The sequence below is a fragment of the Streptomyces sp. NPDC088810 genome (assembly GCF_044750305.1).
In the GTDB taxonomy this organism is placed as follows: domain Bacteria; phylum Actinomycetota; class Actinomycetes; order Streptomycetales; family Streptomycetaceae; genus Streptomyces.
The window spans coordinates 776,317-791,779 of sequence record NZ_JBIVJQ010000002.1 but is presented as its reverse complement, the minus strand read 5'-3'; the positions used below and the strand labels follow the sequence as shown (position 1 = coordinate 791,779).

The following is a 15,463-nucleotide window of genomic DNA, read 5'->3' as shown; positions in this document are numbered from 1 at the left end:
GTGTGTTCGGGCTGTGTCATCGGCGTCGGGCGCCCGCTCCCTTGCGGAAACGTTCGGTGATCGTGCGGCCGAGGCTGGCCCGGACCGGGTGGGTCTCGTCGTCGAAGCGCTCGAACAGCTCCGGCAGGTGGACGTCCACGGCGGACTCCACCAACTCGGCGTACTCCTCGGCGCGTTCCCGGCCGCGCCGCCAGGCGACCAGGCCCGCGCCCGCCCCCGCCACGGCGGCCGGCCACCACACCGCGCCCAGCAGCACGTACAGCACCGCCCAGCCGCCGAGCCGCATCGCCTCGTCCAGCCGTTGCCGGGACTCCGCCAGCGGGAGCCGGGTGGTGTCCGGCAGGAGCAGCCACAACCTCGGCCAGGCGTCGGCGAGTTCGATGCGATAGTGCAGCCGGATCCGGGTCGCGGGGGCGCGCAGCCGGTCCCCGGTCCAGGTCGGGCACTCCGGCCGGACCAGCGCCACCGCGTTCCGCTCGGCCTCCAGCTCGGCCAGCGCGGCGGTGGGCAGGGCCGCCCCGCAGGCCTCGTTCCGGTCGGCCCAGGCGCGCTGCCGGCGCTCGGTGAGCCGACGGGCCAGCGGGTGCAGCGGGCGCGGCCAACTGCCCTGGAGGGCACGCTCGTACGGCCCGGCCAGCGCGTCGGCGAGCAGCGCGGCGGCGAAGGACGCGGCCAGCACCCCGAGCAGCAGCACCGCCGTCCGGGTGGAGCCCGAGCCGGATCCGCCGGCGGTCAGCTCGCGCAGCCGGTGCCGCAGCAGCTCCAGGTCCGCCCAGTGCCGCTGGCCCAGGGTCAGGCCGGTGGCCGCGAGCGCGGTGAACACCAGTCCCGGCAGCACCAGCGCCGCCGCCCAGCGCTCGGCCAGTTTCCGGCCGACGTCGGTGACGAGCCCCGTGAGCACCGGCAGCCCCGCTCAGCTCTCGGCGTCGAAACGCAGCGCCACGTCGAACACCTCGCACACCGGCAGCTCCTGGTCCGGCCGCCGCCGTTCGCGCCGGGCGCAGACCCCGCGCGGGCAGACGTGCACCCCGGTCACGGTGTGCGGACCGGCGTCGGCGACGGCGGGCGGCAGGGACGAGCGGATGTCCGTCCCGTCGGTGTCCGCCTCGCCGTCCTCGGCCAGCAGGCCGAGCCGGACCAGGTGTTCCGCGACCGGCTCGCCGGCCCGGGCGGCCCGGACAGCCTGTTCGACGATCCGTCCGCGCGCCGCGCCGACCGGGCCCTGGTGCAGCCGACGCAGTAGCGGCAACTGGCGGCACAACAGAGCCAGTTGCTCGTCATGATCCTCAAGTGACGACACGTCACCCATGGTAGTCGCCCGCCCCCGCAGGTGATCCCGGGCTCTCCCGCCAAAGTGCTGAAACAGTCGCCGTCTAGACTCTCCCCGCACCAGCCCAGGTTCGGTCGCCCGAAGGGTACGCGGCGTTTTGATACGGATAGATGCAGTCACGAAGCGGTATCCCGACGGCACGGTCGCGGTCGACCGGCTGTCGCTGGAGATACCGGACCGCGCGATCACCGTCCTCGTCGGGCCCTCCGGCTGCGGCAAGACGACGACCCTGCGGATGATCAACCGGATGGTGGAGCCCACCGAGGGCAGCATCCTCCTCGACGGCCGGGACATCCGGCAGCAGCCGGTCAACACCCTGCGCCGGTCCATGGGGTACGTCATCCAGAACGCCGGTCTCTTCCAGCACCGCACCATCCTCGACAACATCGCCACCGTGCCCCGCCTGCTCGGCTGGACCAAGCAGAAGGCCCGGGCCCGGGCCGCCGAGCTGATGGAACGGGTCGGGCTCGACACCGCGCTGGCCAAGCGGTACCCGTACCAGCTCTCCGGCGGCCAGCAGCAGCGCGTCGGCGTGGCCCGCGCCCTCGCCGCCGACCCGCCGGTGCTGCTGATGGACGAGCCGTTCTCCGCCGTCGACCCCGTCGTCCGCAAGGGACTCCAGGACGAACTCCTGCGCATCCAGGACGAGCTGGGCAAGACCATCGTCTTCGTCACCCACGACATCGACGAGGCGATCAAACTGGGCACCAAGGTCGCCGTGCTGCGCACCGGCGGCCGGCTCGCCCAGTTCGCCCCGCCCGCCGAACTGCTGAGCGCGCCCGCCGACTCCTTCGTGGAGGACTTCCTCGGCGCCGACCGCGGTATCCGCCGGCTCTCCTTCTTCCCCTCCGCGGGACTGGAGCTGCAGACCGCGCCCATCGTCGCGATCGACGCCGGCGCCGACCAGCTCGCCTCCCGGGCCACCGCCCCCTACGTCCTCGTCACCGACCTGGACGGCAGGCCGCTCGGCTGGAGCGAGCCGGACCGGCTCGCCGCCGGCGCCGTCGACCGGGACCGGCTGCTGGACTTCGGGCGGCCGTTCGTGCCCGGCACCGACTCGCTGCGCACCGCGCTCGACGGTGCCGTGCTCTCCCCGACCGGCTGGGCGGTCGCGGTGGACGGCGAGGGACGCGCCGTCGGCGTCGTATCCCAGCAGGTCATCGGCGAGGCCATCCGCGCCGCCCACAGCCGGGTGGCCGAGCAGGCCGACGTGAAGGCCGGGCGATGAGCGGCTTCTTCGACCTTCCGAGCGACCTCCAGCACAGCTACCTCGGCCTCGTCGGGCTGCACCTGCGCGAGGCCCTGCTGCCGGTGCTGGCCGGACTGCTCGTCTCGCTGCCCATCGCCCAGCTGTGCGTGCGGTTCCGCTGGATCTACCCGCCCGTCCTCGGCATCACCACCGTGCTCTACGCCATCCCCTCGCTCGCCTTCTTCGTCGTCCTCATCGACTACTTCGGGCAGAGCGAGACCACGGTGATGATCCCGCTCGCCCTCTACAGCCTGGTGGTGCTGGTCCCGGCGATCGTGGACGGCGTCCGCTCGGTGCCGCCGGAGACCCTGGCCGCCGCCCAGGCCATGGGTCTCGGGCCCGTACGCCGGTACTTCCAGGTCCAGTTGCCCATCGCCGTACCCGCCATCATCGCCGGCCTCAGGGTGGCGGCAGTGTCCAGCATCTCCCTGGTCAGTGTCGGCATGCTCATCGGCAACCAGGGCGCCCTCGGCAACATGCTCTGGAACGCCCAGACCTACCACCGGCCCGCCCTGGCCGTGAACTCGGTGCTGACCATCGGGGTGCTGGGCGTCCTCGTCGACGCCGCGCTGGTCGTCGTACGCCTCCTGCTCACCCCCTGGATGCCGCGCAAGGGGGCCACCCGGTGAACGTCCTGAACTTCGCGCAGGCCTTCTTCAGCGACAGTGCCCACTGGCACGGCTACGACGGCATCCCCACCCGGTTCGCCGAGCACATCCAGTACTCGCTGGAAGCCCTGCTGTTCGCCGCCGCGATCGGGCTGCCCGTCGGCCTGCTCACCGGCCACTACGGCCGCGGCGGCAACGCCCTCGCGCTCGTCGCCACCGCCGGCCGGGCGCTGCCCAGCTTCGGCCTGCTGGTGCTGATGTTCATCTGGCTCGGCCTCGGCATGCTGCCGGTGATGATCCCGCTGGTCGTGCTCGCCGTACCGCCGATCCTGGTCACCACCTACGAGGCGATCCGCTCCGTCGACCCCTCCCCGGTGGACGCGGCCCGGGGAATGGGCATGCCCGAGATGCGCGTGCTGCTCCAGGTGGAGGTGCCGGTCGCGCTCCCGCTGATCCTGAGCGGCCTGCGCACCGCGGCCATCCAGATCGTCTCCACCGCCACCATCGCCGCCTACGTCAGCTTCGGCGGCCTCGGCCGGTACATCATCGACGGTCTCTACCAGAGGGACTACGAGAAGGTCATCGGCGGCGCCACCCTCGTCGCCGGTCTCGCCCTCGCGACCCTCGCCGTGTTCTGGGCGGCCGCCCGGCTCACCGTGTCGCCGGGGGTACGCCGCAGCGGCTGACGGTCACCGCTCGGTGCGGGCCAGCGCGAGTTCGAGTACGACGAGCAGCGCGTCCCGCACCGAGCCCCGCTCCCGGGCGTCGAACACCACCACCGGCACCGCGTCGGAGACGTCCAGCGCCCAGCGGACCTCCTCCAGGGAGTGCTCCACCCGCCCGTCGAAGGCGTTCACGGCGACGGCGAACGGGATGCCCTTGTGCTCGAAGTAGTCGACGGCCGCGTAGCAGTCGTCCAGCCGGCGGGTGTCGACGATGACCAGCCCGCCGACCGCGCCCTCCACGATGTCGTCCCACATGAACCCGAACCGCTCCTGCCCGGGCGTGCCGAACAGGTACAGCTTCAGCGTCGGGTCGATGGTGAGGCAGCCGAAGTCCATCGCCACGGTCGTCGTGGTCTTGCGCGGGGTGTGCGTGAGGTCGTCCACACCGGCCGCGACCTCGGTGATCGACGCCTCCGTGGTCAGCGGCTCGATCTCCGAGATCGCGCCGACGGCCGTGGTCTTTCCCACGCCGAAACCGCCCGCGATCACCATCTTGACCGGCAGCGGCGGCCGTACGGCCCCCGGCGCGGCCGGGCCCCGGGCCAGGAGCGGTTCAGTCGGTGTCACTCGGTACCCCTCGGGAGTCGGGGACGGCCCGCAGACCGTCGATAACCCTGCGCAGGACGGACGCGTCGCGGGTGGCCTCGGCGTCCGGTACGTACACCGCCAGCCGGCCCTCCTCGCGCAGGTCCTCGGCCAGGACGCGGACCACGTTCAGATGCAGCCGCAGCCGGGCCGCGAGTTCCGCGATCGACTGCGGCAGCCGGCAGGCGGCCACGATGTCGTGCTGCTCGAAGGCGAGCCGGCCGAGCGCGTCGAGACCGTCGGCGGTGGCGACCACCTGGGTCTCCACGGGCAGTGCCCGGCCGGAGACGGCGTCCGCCACCCGGCCGGCGGTGACCAGGTACGGCCGTACGGCGGGGGCGGGGCCGACCGGGTCCGGGCCCGGCGGCGCGATGCCGTCCGCCATGGGAAGGTTCTCCTTCTCAGCGGGCCGAGGCCGCACCGACGCTGTTCTTCAGCTCCAGCACGAGCTGCGGGCTGAGCGCGGCACCGGCGCGGTTGGCGAACAGCGTCATCTCGTAGGCGATGTTGCCGAGTTTCGCCTCCTTGTCGGTCACGACGCCGAGCACGGCGCCGCTGCCGATCGCGGAGACGATGACGTGGCCGCCCTCCAGATCGATGATGACCTTGTTCAGGCCGCCCAGCCCGTAGTTGCCGGAGGCGCCCGCGGCCAGGCTGGTGATGCCGGACACGATGGCCGCGAGCCGCTCGGAGTCGGCGTGCTCACGCAGCTGCGACACCGCGATCAGCAGACCGTCGGAGGACACGGCGATCGCGTCGACGACGCCGGCGGTCTCGGTCGCGAAGCGGTTCAGCAGCCAGGTGAAGTCGGCCGCGGCGGCCCGCAGATCGGCCGGCGCGCTGCCGCCCGTCGGGCTGTCACCTGTCGACGTGCTCACTGCTCGGCTCCTTCCGGAAGGTGATTCGAGTGGTGGTGCGGGTGCGGGTGCGGGTGCGTGGTGCCGGCGGTGCCGTCCGGGCGGGGGGAGCCGCCCGTGCCGGCGTCCCGTCGGGCGCGTTCCACCGCCTGCTCGAACTCCTCCAGCTCACTGCGGACGGCCTCCGCGTCCAGCGGCGGCACCGTCTTCGGCACGGCCGGCGCGGCACCGGCGGTGTCCCGCAACGTGGCCCCGCGCACCCGGCGGCGCAGGGGGCGGCCGGCGGTGGTGGAGGGCAGTGCGGCCGGCTGGGCCTCGCCCGGAGTCGAGGGGGACCCAGGGGCGTCCGGGGTGGGGCGGGGGGGCCGGCGGGGGAGTGGGCCGCCGTGTTCCGCGCGGGCGGGCTGGCTGCGGGCGGTGCCGCCGGCCGGCGCCTTCTCGTGGGCGGTGTCCGGGGCCGGTGCGAGGGCGGTGCTCGTGGCCGGCTGGTGGGCGGTGCCCCGTGCCGGATCGTGGGCCGTGCCGCGTGCCGACGCGGGGGCCGGCGCCACGGTGACCGGGGTCCCCGCTCTCGCTCCCGCGCTCGGCCGCAGCAGCGAGGCCGGCAGTGTCACCTCCGCCGTCACACCGCCGCCCGGCGTCCGGGTCAGCTCGACCCCGATCTCCCGGCGGCGCGCCAGCGCGCCCACCACGAACAGGCCCAGCACCTTCGTCGGCACCAGGTCGAGGCGTTCGCGGCGGATCAGCCGGGCGTTCTCCTCGGCGAGCCGCTCGGCGCTCATGCCGAGGCCGTGGTCGGTGATCACCACGTGCGTGCCCTCGGCGCCGGTGCGGACGGTGACCTCGACGGGACTGCCCTCGGGCGAGAACGACACCGCGTTCTCCAGGAGTTCGGCCAGCATCAGCGTGAGGTCGCCGATGACGTCCGGCTCGACCAGGGCGTCCGACGCGGCGTACAGCCGTACCCGCTGATAGCCCTCGATCTGCCCGAGCGCGGCCCGGACCACGGTGGACAGCGCGGTCGGCCCCGCGTCCAGCACGGTCTCGCGGATACCGGCCAGCAGCATCAGGCTGTCGGCGTTGCGGCGCAGTCGTACGGCGATGTGGTCGATGGAGTACAGCCGCTCCAGCAGCGCCGGGTCGGTCTCCCCGCGCTCCACCGCGTCGATCAGCGCGAGTTGGCGGGTGGTCAGGTTGCTGACCCGGCGTCCGACGTTGCCGAACATCTCGGCGGTGTTGCGGCGGCTGAGCACCTGGCGTTCCAGCAGCGCGGCGGCGGTGGTCTGCACCCCGTTGAAGGCCGCCGCCAGGTCTCCGATCTCGTCGCGGGCCGTGACCGGCATGTCCCGCAGCCGGGGCGGACGGTCGTCCTCGGCGTCGTCGTCGGCCACCCGGGCCAGTTCGCGCCCCGCCACCTCGGCGACCTCCCGTGCCGCGCCGGTGAGCGCCTGCACGGGCCGGATCACCGAGCGGCGCACCAGGACCGCGAAGGCGAGCCACAGCGCGAACGCGATCAGCGCGCCGCCCAGCAGCAGGCCGGCCCGCCACCGGGCGGAGCCGGCGGCCGCGTCGGCCCGGTCGGCGATCTGGCCGGTCAGCGCGGTGGTGATCTTCAGCCGGGCGGCGGCCTGTCGGGGGTAGGCGGGGTAGTCGGCCAGCGCGTCCTGCACCGCCCGCCGCAGCACCACCTGGTCGTCGGTCTGCAACCGGCCGGTCCCGACCTGCAGTTCGGCGTACGCCTCGGCGATCTCCCGCTGGGCCGGGGTGTGTTCGATGCCGGAGAGCCGCTCGGCCTGTGCCTCGGTGGCGAACCGGCCGAAGCGGTCGGCCTGGTGGGTGTAGAGGTCGTAGGCGCCGACCGCGTTGGTGAACTCGATCAGCGCGTTGGTGTCGCCCGTGGTGGCGGCGAACACGTTGGTCTCGAAGGCGCCGTGGGCGGCGTCCGCGCGCAGCAGGGAGTCCAGCAGGCTGCCGGTGAAGGTCTCGGCGAGATCGGCGTTGCGGTCGAGTCCGAGGCCGTCGATCAGGCTCTGGGCGGCGCCCGCGTAGGCCGGGTCGATGTTGTCGGCGGGCAGGTACGACTGCTCCACCGAGGTGCGCAGGCTGCTCAGGCCCTCGACGCCGCGCAGGGCCTGCGCCTCGCTCCGCGGCAGCCGGTCGCCGAAGACTTCGCGCACAGCGGTCACCTGGGAGTCGACCGCGTGCCGGGCCGCGCGGTAGCCGGCCGTCGACGGGTGCGCGTCCCCGGACTCGTAGCGCGTCGAGAGCAGGATGGCCTGCTGGTGCTCGGCTTCCACCCGGTCCACCAGCCGTGCCACCTGCGCGCTGTCCCGCACCAGCTGGGCCGCGGCGGCCGCGCTGGACGACTGCTGCACCAGGTCGGTGATGAGGTAGGCGAGCAGGCCGGCGATGACCGCGAGGGGGACGCCGACGAGCAGGTTGAGCTTGCGCCGGAAGGGCCAGCGGTCGGCGAATGCCCGTGCTCCGCCCCGTACGGGGGCGTGCCGGGCGGGCGCGTCCACCTCGTTCGTGGACACCGGGCCTCCTTCGTGGGTGTCTCGTCCGGGAGGGACATCGCTCCCGGATCTCCCGGACGTGGAGGGCCTCGTCGCCCTCGGAACGCCTGTGTTCACGACACCGAAGCGGGCCCCGCGCACCGCTGTGGTCGATACCAACTGGGCTGAGACTACAGCCCTCTTGAGGGAGCGATCAGCTCACCTTTCATCAAGAATCCGTTACGAAGAGGCCGCTCTGCGTGCACAAGCGGTCGCGGATCGAGGCCAATCGGTGATCTGTGGGCCTTGACTGACCGAGAACCGGCTGGATTGGATCGACGGGTGACTTACACGACCCACATCAGCAGGCCCATCCGGAGGAACCGAGGCGCGGCGGCGGTCGCCCTCGCGGCGGCGACGGCTCTGCTGGCGGGCTGTTCCTCCCAGAACGACAACGACGACAACCCCCTCACGGAGAACAAGGCGAGCGGCGACAGCGTCGTCGTCGGATCCAACAACTTTCCCGAGAGCACCCTGCTCGCCGACATCTACGGCGAGGCCCTCAAGGCCAAGGGGATCAAGGTCACGTACAAGCCGAACATCGGCAGCCGCGAGACCACCTACGGACTGATCAAGAACGGTTCCATCTCGGTCCTGCCCGAGTACAACGGCGCACTGCTGGCCTACCTCGACCCGAAGGCCGCCCCGAAGACCCTCGGTCAGACCACGGACGCCATCAACGCCAAGCTGGACTCCAAGCTCACGCTGCTGAACCCGGCGGCGGCGGAGAACAAGGACTCGGTCACGGTCAACGCGGCCACCGCGAAGAAGTACCACCTCACCGAGAACTCCACCATCGCCGACCTGAAGGACATCGCCAAGGACCTGGTCATCGGCGCCTCGCCGGAGTTCCAGACCCGGCAGCAGGGCCTGGTGGGCCTGAAGTCCGTCTACGGCCTGGAGTTCAAGTCCTTCAAGGCGCTGGACGCGGGCGGCCCGCTCACACTGGCGGCGCTGAAGAAGGACGCCGTGCAGGCCGCGGACCTCTTCACCACCGACCCGAACATCCCCAAGGAGAAGTTCGTCGTCCTGCAGGACCCGAAGAACCTCTTCGGGTTCGAGAACGTCCAGCCGCTCGCCTACAAGAGCGCGCTGCCCCAGAAGGGCGTCGACGCGCTCAACGCGGTCTCCGCCAAGCTCGACACCGAGACCCTGCTGAAGCTGGACATCCAGGTGCAGGTGGAGAACAAGGACCCGCTGGACGTCGCCAAGGCCTGGCTCAAGACCGCCGGTCTCGCCTGACACCGACCGCCCGGACCACCCGCTGGAACGACCGGACCGACCGTGGACACGCAGACGCGGGTGCCCCCGAACCCCGGGGACACCCGCGTCCTGCTCGACGGCCGCGGCCTCACCCTGCCCGCCCAGGTCCGGCTCGCCGACGCCACGGCCGTGCCCGCCCTCGACCCCGGCGCCCTGGGCCGGGTCCGCCGCGCCCGGGAGACGGCCGACCGCCTCGCCGCGACGGGCCGCTGGTACCGCCGCGGCACCGGCGTCGGCGCGCACCACTGCGTCGCCGCCGACCCGGCCCACGGATCGCCACGGCGACGGAACTGCTGCCGCACACGGCCGAGTTGTGAGTGGCACTCCGCCTCACCGTGTCGGTTTTCCGCATGTACGGCACCGACGGTGGAGGAAATCCGCGCACGCGCCGCTCCTGGTGGAGTCCACCTGCCTCGCGCTCCCACGCTGACCGGTGACCGGGCCCGGCCCCGGTCCCGTAGCGTGAGAGGAAACCCCATGACCCTGGACCGCACCGAGGTCGTCACCCCGTACCGGCACCGCTGGCCCGCCCTGGTCGCCCTGCTGCTGGGCGAGGCGATGAACCTCCTGGACGCCACCGTCGTCCAGGTGGCCGCGCCCGCCATCCACGCCGATCTCGGCGGACCCGTCTCGCAGGTGCAGTGGTTCGGCACCGCCTACACCCTGCCGTTCGCCGTCCTGCTGGTCACCGGTGGCCGGCTCGGCGACATCGCGGGCCGGCGCCGGATGTTCGTCCTCGGGGTCACGGTGTTCACGGTCGCGTCCGTGGCGTGCGCCCTGGCACCCTCGGCGGGCCTGCTGATCGGCTTCCGCGCGGTGCAGGGCGCGGCGGCGGCGCTGATCGTTCCGCAGACCATCGGACTCATCAAGGCGATGTTCGCGGGGGACGAGACGGCGAAGGCACTGGGCAGCATCGGCCCGGTGATGGGACTCGCCGCCGTCTGCGGGCCCGTCGTCGGCGGTGTGCTCACCCACGCCGACCTGTTCGGATCCTCCTGGCGGGCCGCGTTCCTGGTGAACGTGCCGGTGGCCGCCGTGGTGCTGGCGCTCGCCCCGATGCTGCGGGAGAACCGCGCCCCGCACCGGCCCGCGCTGGACTGGCCGGGCACCGTCCTGGCCGCGCTCGGCACCGGGCTCGTCGTCTACCCGCTGATCGGCGCGGACCTCGGGCACCTTCCGCCCCGGGACCGGGCGTTGCCGCCGGCGGGACTGCTCGTGCTCGCCTGCTTCGCCGTCCAGCAGCGGCGCTCGGCCCGCCCGCTGCTGGAACCCAGCCTGTTCGCGCGGCGCGGCTTCCCGGCCGCCCTCGTCGTCTCCACGGCCTTCTTCGCGGTGACCAATGGGCTGTCGATGGTCGTCGTCCTCCAGTTGCAACTCGGCGCCCGCACCGGTGTGCTGGCGGCCGGCCTGAGCCTGCTGCCCTGGTCCGCCGGGCTCGCCGCCGCCTCCTGGCTGGCGGGATCCCGGCTGGTACGACGGTACGGGCGCCGTGTGATGCCGTACGGGCTCGCCGTGCTGCTGGCCGGCCTGCTCGCCGCCGTCGGCGCCTACGCGGCGGCCGCTCCGGGCCACTACCCGACGGCACTGCTGCCCGCCCTCGCCCTCATCGGAGTGGGCGCCGGGCTGTTCACGCCCGCCTTCTTCACCCTCGCCCTGCGGCCGCTGCGCCCGCACGAGATCGGCTCGGCGGCCGGCCTGCTCAACGCGGTCCAGCAACTCGGGGCCACGCTCGGCGTCGCCCTGCTCGGCAGCGTCTACCTCACCGGCACGGACCTCGACGCGGCACGGGCCGCCTGCTGGACGGCGACGGCCCTGGTGGGCGTGGCCTGGACGGCGAGCACGCGGGTGGGGACGACCGCGGCTGCTTAGCCGGGGCCGTGGACGGGGCAGGGGCGCCCGGGCAGGCCTGTGGGTGGCCGGGACCGCGGGGGCGTACGACCTGCCGGGTGCCTGGCGGCGTCTCCGTCGGGGGCTGTGACCTGCCGGGTGTCCGCGGCGATTTTCCGTCGGAGAGCGGTCACGGCACCACGGGCGGCGGTGCTCAGGGGGCCGCGCCCGCCACGGGGGCGAGGGGACTCCGAGTGGGCGGACTCGGCGCGGTGGGCGGTGCGGCTCGGGCGGACCCCGCCGCGAGGCGGCCGGCAACTCCCGGGAGCGGACGCCACCCAGGGCCTTTCGTTCGGATCAGGCCGGACCAGGGAGCGGGGTCTGCTGCCGTGCATCGCAAGACGGATCGAGTTCGGTCGGCGTTGACAACGTTGGTGATCGCCTACACCCAGGCCCACGGCCCCCCTGGGGGAGGCGCCGCTCCCTGCCGCCGTACCCGTGCCAGAGGGGTCAGGGCCGGGCTCGCCGCCTTCAGGGTGCGCAGGACCGGGCTGGTCTCCAGGGTGTCGATCTCCCGGAGCGCACCGAGCCGTCTGGTGAGATAGCGGTGCAGGTCGGCCGGGTCGCGGCAGAGCGCCTGGGCGACCAGGTTGGTGGGGCCGGTGGTCGCCGCCACGAAGGCCAGCTCGTCGTGGGCGGCCAGGGCGAGCGCCACCCGCTCCAGGTCCGCCGGCCGTACCGACAGCCACAGCAGGGCCCGCGTGCGCACCCCGAAGAGCGCGGCGTCCACCTCGACGTCGAAGAACAGCGCCCCCGACGCGCGCAGTTCGGCCAGCCGGCGGGCCACGGTGCTGGGCGACCAGCCGGTGGCCCGGGCCAGCTCGCCCTGCCCCGCCCGGCCGTCCCGCTCCAGCTCGGTCAGCAACGGCGCGTCCTCCGGCCCCGGCCGCCGTACGTCCTCCCGTGTCTCCCGGAACTCCAGGGCGGCCCGCTGCCGTGCGTCCAGGGCCTGGGCGCTGCGCCGCCAGTTGGCGGAGCCGCCCAGGTACGTGTGGAGCAGGCAGTGCGCGGAGACCGCGGTGACGCCGCCGGTGCGCGGGATGTCGTGCAGCAGGAGGGAACCGGGGGAGGCCTCCTCGGCCGGGGCGTGGATCACCGCCGTGATCTCGGTGCCGCCGGAGGTGAGCTTCACCCAGGAGGTGTCCGGCCGCCGTACCAGCGCCCCGGCGATGTCCTGCGCCGACCGGGCCGTCGCCGTCAGCCGGACCAGCCACTGGGCCCGGCCCGCCCGGTGCGGGTCGGGCAGGCCCACCACCCGCAGGCCGGCCCGTGTGCGCAGCCGGCGGTAGCGGCGGGCCACGGTCTGCGCCGAGACGCCGAGGACGTCGGCGATCCTGCTGAACGGTGCCCGGCCGTCCAGGTGCAGGGCGTGGATGAGGGCGCGGTCGAGGTCGTCGAGCATGCCCTCATCCTCGCGCTCTTCCGCATGATCAGAGGTCGAACTCGTGCGGCGGCAGGTCCAGCGTGTAGCACGCCTCGCGCACCACGGCCCGCTCGTCCTTGTCGAAGTCGCCGTCCGCGCCGCCGATGACGATGCCGATCTGGATGACGGCCCGCGCCTCGGCGGGCTTCTTCTTCGCCTTCGCGATCTCCTGCAGCACGCTCACCTTGCCGAAGGCGAAGTCCGTCGTCAGCTTGTCCTGGTTCTCCTCGAAGCGGCGGCGCAGGTCGTCCGCCGGGAAGTTCTGCAACACCTCGTTGGTGGAGATGAGCTGGGCCACCCGCTGCCGCTCCGACGGATCCACCGTCCCGTCGGCGGCGGCCACGAGCGCGCACATCGCCATGCTCGCATCGCGGAACGCGCCGCTCTTCAGGTCGTTCCTCTTCGCCACCAGCTGGGTCTGCATCTGTGACGCCGACTCCTTGAAGCGGTCCCACAGGGCCATGTGTGCTCCTCGTATCGGCCGCCTGATGCTCCGACAGCACTCCGGCGCCAACTGCTACAGCGACGTAGAACATTTGCTTCTACAACGACGTAGAAACGAACGGCAGGGCGGGGAAGTTCCCGAGATCTAGACTGGGTCCCCGAACACGGCGGACACAGCCGGACCACAGCGACGACGCGGCGGGAGGAAGGCGACAGTGGCGACAGCGCCCGGCACCGGCTACCAGGACCCCTCAGCCGACGTGCTCGCCGAGGCGGCCGCCGCCTTCGGACTGCTCGCCGCGCCCGCCCGGCTGCACATCGTGTGGGCGCTGGCCCAGGGCGAGAGCGATGTGACCGGACTCGCCGAGCGGGTCGGCGGTGCCCTGCCCGCCGTCAGCCAGCACCTGACCAAGCTCAAACTCGCCGGACTCGTCCGCTCCCGCCGCGAGGGCCGCCGCCAGGTGTACTTCGTCGACACCGCCGAACAGGCCGCCGTGGTCGAAGTCGTACGCCTCCTCGTCGGCCGGCTCGCCGAGCGGGAGACGCCGGCCGCCGTCCCGGTCCGCCGGCTCCGTGGCCTCTGAGCCCCTGACCGGCACCGTGCCCCAGGAACTGGGGCGCCTGTAGACCGGCCCCCGCGGACTCACCGGCGCCGAGGCCACCGCACGGCTCGCCGCCGTCGCCATCGGGCACCACGAGCGGCTTGGCCCCTGCCGGCCGGCGTCACCGGCGGCGTCGCACCCCACCCGGCACGACGGGCGGACGCAGCGCTCCTCCGGCACCCCAGATGTGCGCAACACCCCACCCGGCACCACGCGCCGCCGGAACACCCACCGGCACCACGCGCGGGCGCGGCGCCCACCGGCACCCCAGGCAACACCGCACCCCGCCCGGCCGTACCCAGGCGACGCCCGTCAGACCGCCCCCTCCGCCCCTTCAGCAGTCAGGGAGCGAGTCGAGGTACCTGCCTGCTTGCGGCGTTTGCGGCGGCTGATGCGTGGTGCCTGGTCGGGGAGCCAGCCGAAGGTGAGGCAGCTGCCGGTGGCGCCGAGGAGGAGGCCGATGAAGAAGCCGCCCAGGTTGGAGGTGAGCCAGGTGCCCAGGGAGAGCAGGATGCCGGTGATGGAGTAGAAGAGCCGCTGGGAGGGGTTGAAGAGGATCAGCAGGCCCAGCAGCACCATGAGGGCCGGCAGCAGATAACCGGCCAGGCCCTGCATGCCGATGTGCAGCACGACCTTCAGCGAGGCCTTCTCGGTGAGCAGGATCTCGCCGCCGCCGAGGGCGAGCAGCAGCCCGCCCCAGAACGGCCGGCGGGCCCGCCATCCGCGGAAGGCGAGCCTCGGTCCCCGATGCGGACGGTCCGGCACGGTGATCAGCAACCCGAGTCGCTGAAGCGGAGCTTGAGCCCCGGCAGCTTGAACACGCCAGCCGTGGTCGCGTAGTTGGTCTGCCGCAGGTTGGCGATCCGTACGGTGTCGGCCTGCTGGCTGAAGACGCCGATCGGACCCTTCACGCCCGCCTTGGTCAGCGTGCTGGCGTCGTTGCCGATCTCGATGTTGTTGAACGCCGCGTCACCCGACAGCTCCGTGGAGTCGGTGGTCAGGTCGGTCGCGCTGACCTTCTCCGACCCGCTGCCCGCGGTGATCAGCAGGTTGGTGCCGCCGAGGTCGACGCTCTGGCACAGCTTGGTGAGCGTGGCGTGCTTGATCGCGGAGGTGACGATGAGCACCTGGCCGCCGGAGTCCCCGGCGTTCGGGCTGCCCTCCGCCATGTTGTCGAGTCCGCCGAACTGCTCGAACCCGGTGCCGTTCAGCTCGGTCGCGGTGACCGTGAACGGCATTCCGGAGATGGCGAACTGCACGCCGAGCGCGCCCTGCGCGGTGAGGACCGCGAGGCCCGCGGCGACCAGGGTGGCGGGTACCGCCATCACCGCGGCCCGACGGGCCCGGACGCGTCCCCGTCTCTCGCCGCCGGCGCTGGTGCCGGCGGTGTTCGGGGTGTCGGAAAGGGTGTCGCTCCCCGGGGTGTCGGGGGTGTTGCCGGCGGACGGGAGGTCCGGGGACGAGGCCATGTCTGCTCCCATGGGCATGAATCAATGCGGGTTGGGCTTCAGTGGCGCGGTGTCCTGGCGCGGACAGCGGATGCCGCGTACGCCTCCTCGCAACTCCCGGCGAGTGCAAGGGCTTTCTCGTTACGCGGCAGTAGCCTTCGAGGAAGTTACCGCCGGTTACACCAAGGGGTCAAGGGAGTTGTGAAAAAAGAGTGTCGGATGTGCGCGAGCCCGTAATGGCCTGCCACAACTCCCTTTCAACGCCTTGACTCTGACGGTCGATCAGGTCTACAACTTCCCCTGTTTCCACGGATCCGTGGCGCCGGATCCAGCAAGCGGCATCCGTCGCGTCCGCGGCGTGGCACCGGCCGCGCCCCGCGGCACCGGCCGCGTTCCCGGCCCTGTCACGGCAACCGCTCCACCTCGCACAGCGGCACCGGCACGGTCGTACTCCTTTCCCCCCGTGCCCGGCCGCCCCCTTGTCCGG

At 72.9% G+C, this 15,463-nt stretch carries 16 protein-coding genes; 6 read left to right on the top strand and 10 right to left on the bottom strand.

The features are described from left to right. Nucleotides 1–16: 16 nt before the first annotated feature. Nucleotides 17–901, bottom strand: coding sequence for a hypothetical protein (locus ACIP4Y_RS10090; RefSeq protein ID WP_401390270.1), 885 nt, complete (start codon nt 899–901; stop codon nt 17–19). Between the two features lie 12 nt (nt 902–913). Then, on the bottom strand, nt 914–1,300 hold the full coding sequence (locus ACIP4Y_RS10085; RefSeq protein ID WP_401390267.1) for a hypothetical protein: 387 nt from the start codon (nt 1,298–1,300) through the stop codon (nt 914–916). Nucleotides 1,301–1,427: 127 nt separating this feature from the next. Here ACIP4Y_RS10085 and ACIP4Y_RS10080 point away from each other — a divergent pair, with 127 nt between their 5' ends. The 3 genes from ACIP4Y_RS10080 to ACIP4Y_RS10070 are packed head-to-tail and all read left to right on the top strand — an operon-like array spanning nt 1,428 to nt 3,873. Further along, nucleotides 1,428–2,558, top strand: a complete 1,131-nt coding sequence (locus tag ACIP4Y_RS10080; protein WP_401390264.1) for an ABC transporter ATP-binding protein — start codon at nt 1,428–1,430, stop codon at nt 2,556–2,558. Continuing rightward, complete coding sequence (locus ACIP4Y_RS10075) at nt 2,555–3,208, top strand: ABC transporter permease (RefSeq protein ID WP_401390261.1); 654 nt, start codon at nt 2,555–2,557, stop codon at nt 3,206–3,208. Before ACIP4Y_RS10080 ends, ACIP4Y_RS10075 begins: the two co-directional genes overlap by 4 nt. Continuing rightward, the gene (locus ACIP4Y_RS10070; protein WP_358644801.1) at nt 3,205–3,873 is read left to right on the top strand and encodes an ABC transporter permease; all 669 of its coding nucleotides are present in this window, start codon (nt 3,205–3,207) and stop codon (nt 3,871–3,873) included. Before ACIP4Y_RS10075 ends, ACIP4Y_RS10070 begins: the two co-directional genes overlap by 4 nt. A 3-nt stretch (nt 3,874–3,876) precedes the next feature. Here the strand turns inward: ACIP4Y_RS10070 and ACIP4Y_RS10065 are convergent, their stop codons facing one another. From ACIP4Y_RS10065 to ACIP4Y_RS10050, 4 genes are read right to left on the bottom strand one after another with little or no spacing between them, the layout of a single operon-like run. After that, the gene (locus ACIP4Y_RS10065; protein ID WP_401390257.1) at nt 3,877–4,479 is read right to left on the bottom strand and encodes a GTP-binding protein; all 603 of its coding nucleotides are present in this window, start codon (nt 4,477–4,479) and stop codon (nt 3,877–3,879) included. Then, complete coding sequence (locus tag ACIP4Y_RS10060) at nt 4,466–4,882, bottom strand: DUF742 domain-containing protein (protein WP_401390254.1); 417 nt, start codon at nt 4,880–4,882, stop codon at nt 4,466–4,468. Before ACIP4Y_RS10060 ends, ACIP4Y_RS10065 begins: the two co-directional genes overlap by 14 nt. A gap of 16 nt (nt 4,883–4,898) precedes the next feature. Then, entirely contained in the window at nt 4,899–5,375 is a 477-nt protein-coding gene (locus ACIP4Y_RS10055; protein WP_358644796.1) for a roadblock/LC7 domain-containing protein, read from the bottom strand. Then, the gene (locus ACIP4Y_RS10050) at nt 5,372–7,891 is read right to left on the bottom strand and encodes an ATP-binding protein (protein WP_401390250.1); all 2,520 of its coding nucleotides are present in this window, start codon (nt 7,889–7,891) and stop codon (nt 5,372–5,374) included. The genes ACIP4Y_RS10055 and ACIP4Y_RS10050 overlap by 4 nt, the downstream gene beginning before the upstream one ends. A 300-nt stretch (nt 7,892–8,191) precedes the next feature. Between ACIP4Y_RS10050 and ACIP4Y_RS10045 the strand changes: the two genes are divergently transcribed. Further along, a complete protein-coding gene (locus tag ACIP4Y_RS10045) occupies nt 8,192–9,151 on the top strand; it encodes an ABC transporter substrate-binding protein (protein WP_401390247.1) in 960 nt (319 codons plus the stop codon). 498 nt (nt 9,152–9,649) lie between these two features. Next, nucleotides 9,650–11,041 carry an MFS transporter gene (locus ACIP4Y_RS10040; RefSeq protein WP_401390244.1) on the top strand — a complete coding sequence of 464 codons (1,392 nt, stop codon included), beginning with the start codon at nt 9,650–9,652 and terminating at the stop codon, nt 11,039–11,041. 400 nt (nt 11,042–11,441) lie between these two features. Here the strand turns inward: ACIP4Y_RS10040 and ACIP4Y_RS10035 are convergent, their stop codons facing one another. Beyond that, on the bottom strand, nt 11,442–12,461 hold the full coding sequence (locus ACIP4Y_RS10035) for an Lrp/AsnC family transcriptional regulator (RefSeq protein ID WP_401390241.1): 1,020 nt from the start codon (nt 12,459–12,461) through the stop codon (nt 11,442–11,444). A 28-nt stretch (nt 12,462–12,489) separates the two neighbouring features. Next, nucleotides 12,490–12,945, bottom strand: coding sequence for a tellurite resistance TerB family protein (locus ACIP4Y_RS10030; RefSeq protein ID WP_401390238.1), 456 nt, complete (start codon nt 12,943–12,945; stop codon nt 12,490–12,492). A 196-nt stretch (nt 12,946–13,141) separates the two neighbouring features. On the opposite strand from ACIP4Y_RS10030, the gene ACIP4Y_RS10025 reads away from it, so the two are divergent. Then, nucleotides 13,142–13,510, top strand: a complete 369-nt coding sequence (locus ACIP4Y_RS10025) for an ArsR/SmtB family transcription factor (protein WP_401390235.1) — start codon at nt 13,142–13,144, stop codon at nt 13,508–13,510. A gap of 330 nt (nt 13,511–13,840) precedes the next feature. On the opposite strand, the gene ACIP4Y_RS10020 is transcribed toward ACIP4Y_RS10025, so the two are convergent. Both ACIP4Y_RS10020 and ACIP4Y_RS10015 read right to left on the bottom strand, forming a co-directional pair. After that, nucleotides 13,841–14,293 (bottom strand): DUF6114 domain-containing protein, encoded by a 453-nt coding sequence (locus tag ACIP4Y_RS10020; RefSeq protein ID WP_358644786.1) that lies wholly within the window; start codon nt 14,291–14,293, stop codon nt 13,841–13,843. A gap of 5 nt (nt 14,294–14,298) precedes the next feature. After that, nucleotides 14,299–14,997 carry a DUF6230 family protein gene (locus ACIP4Y_RS10015; protein ID WP_401390231.1) on the bottom strand — a complete coding sequence of 233 codons (699 nt, stop codon included), beginning with the start codon at nt 14,995–14,997 and terminating at the stop codon, nt 14,299–14,301. Nucleotides 14,998–15,463: the final 466 nt, after the last annotated feature.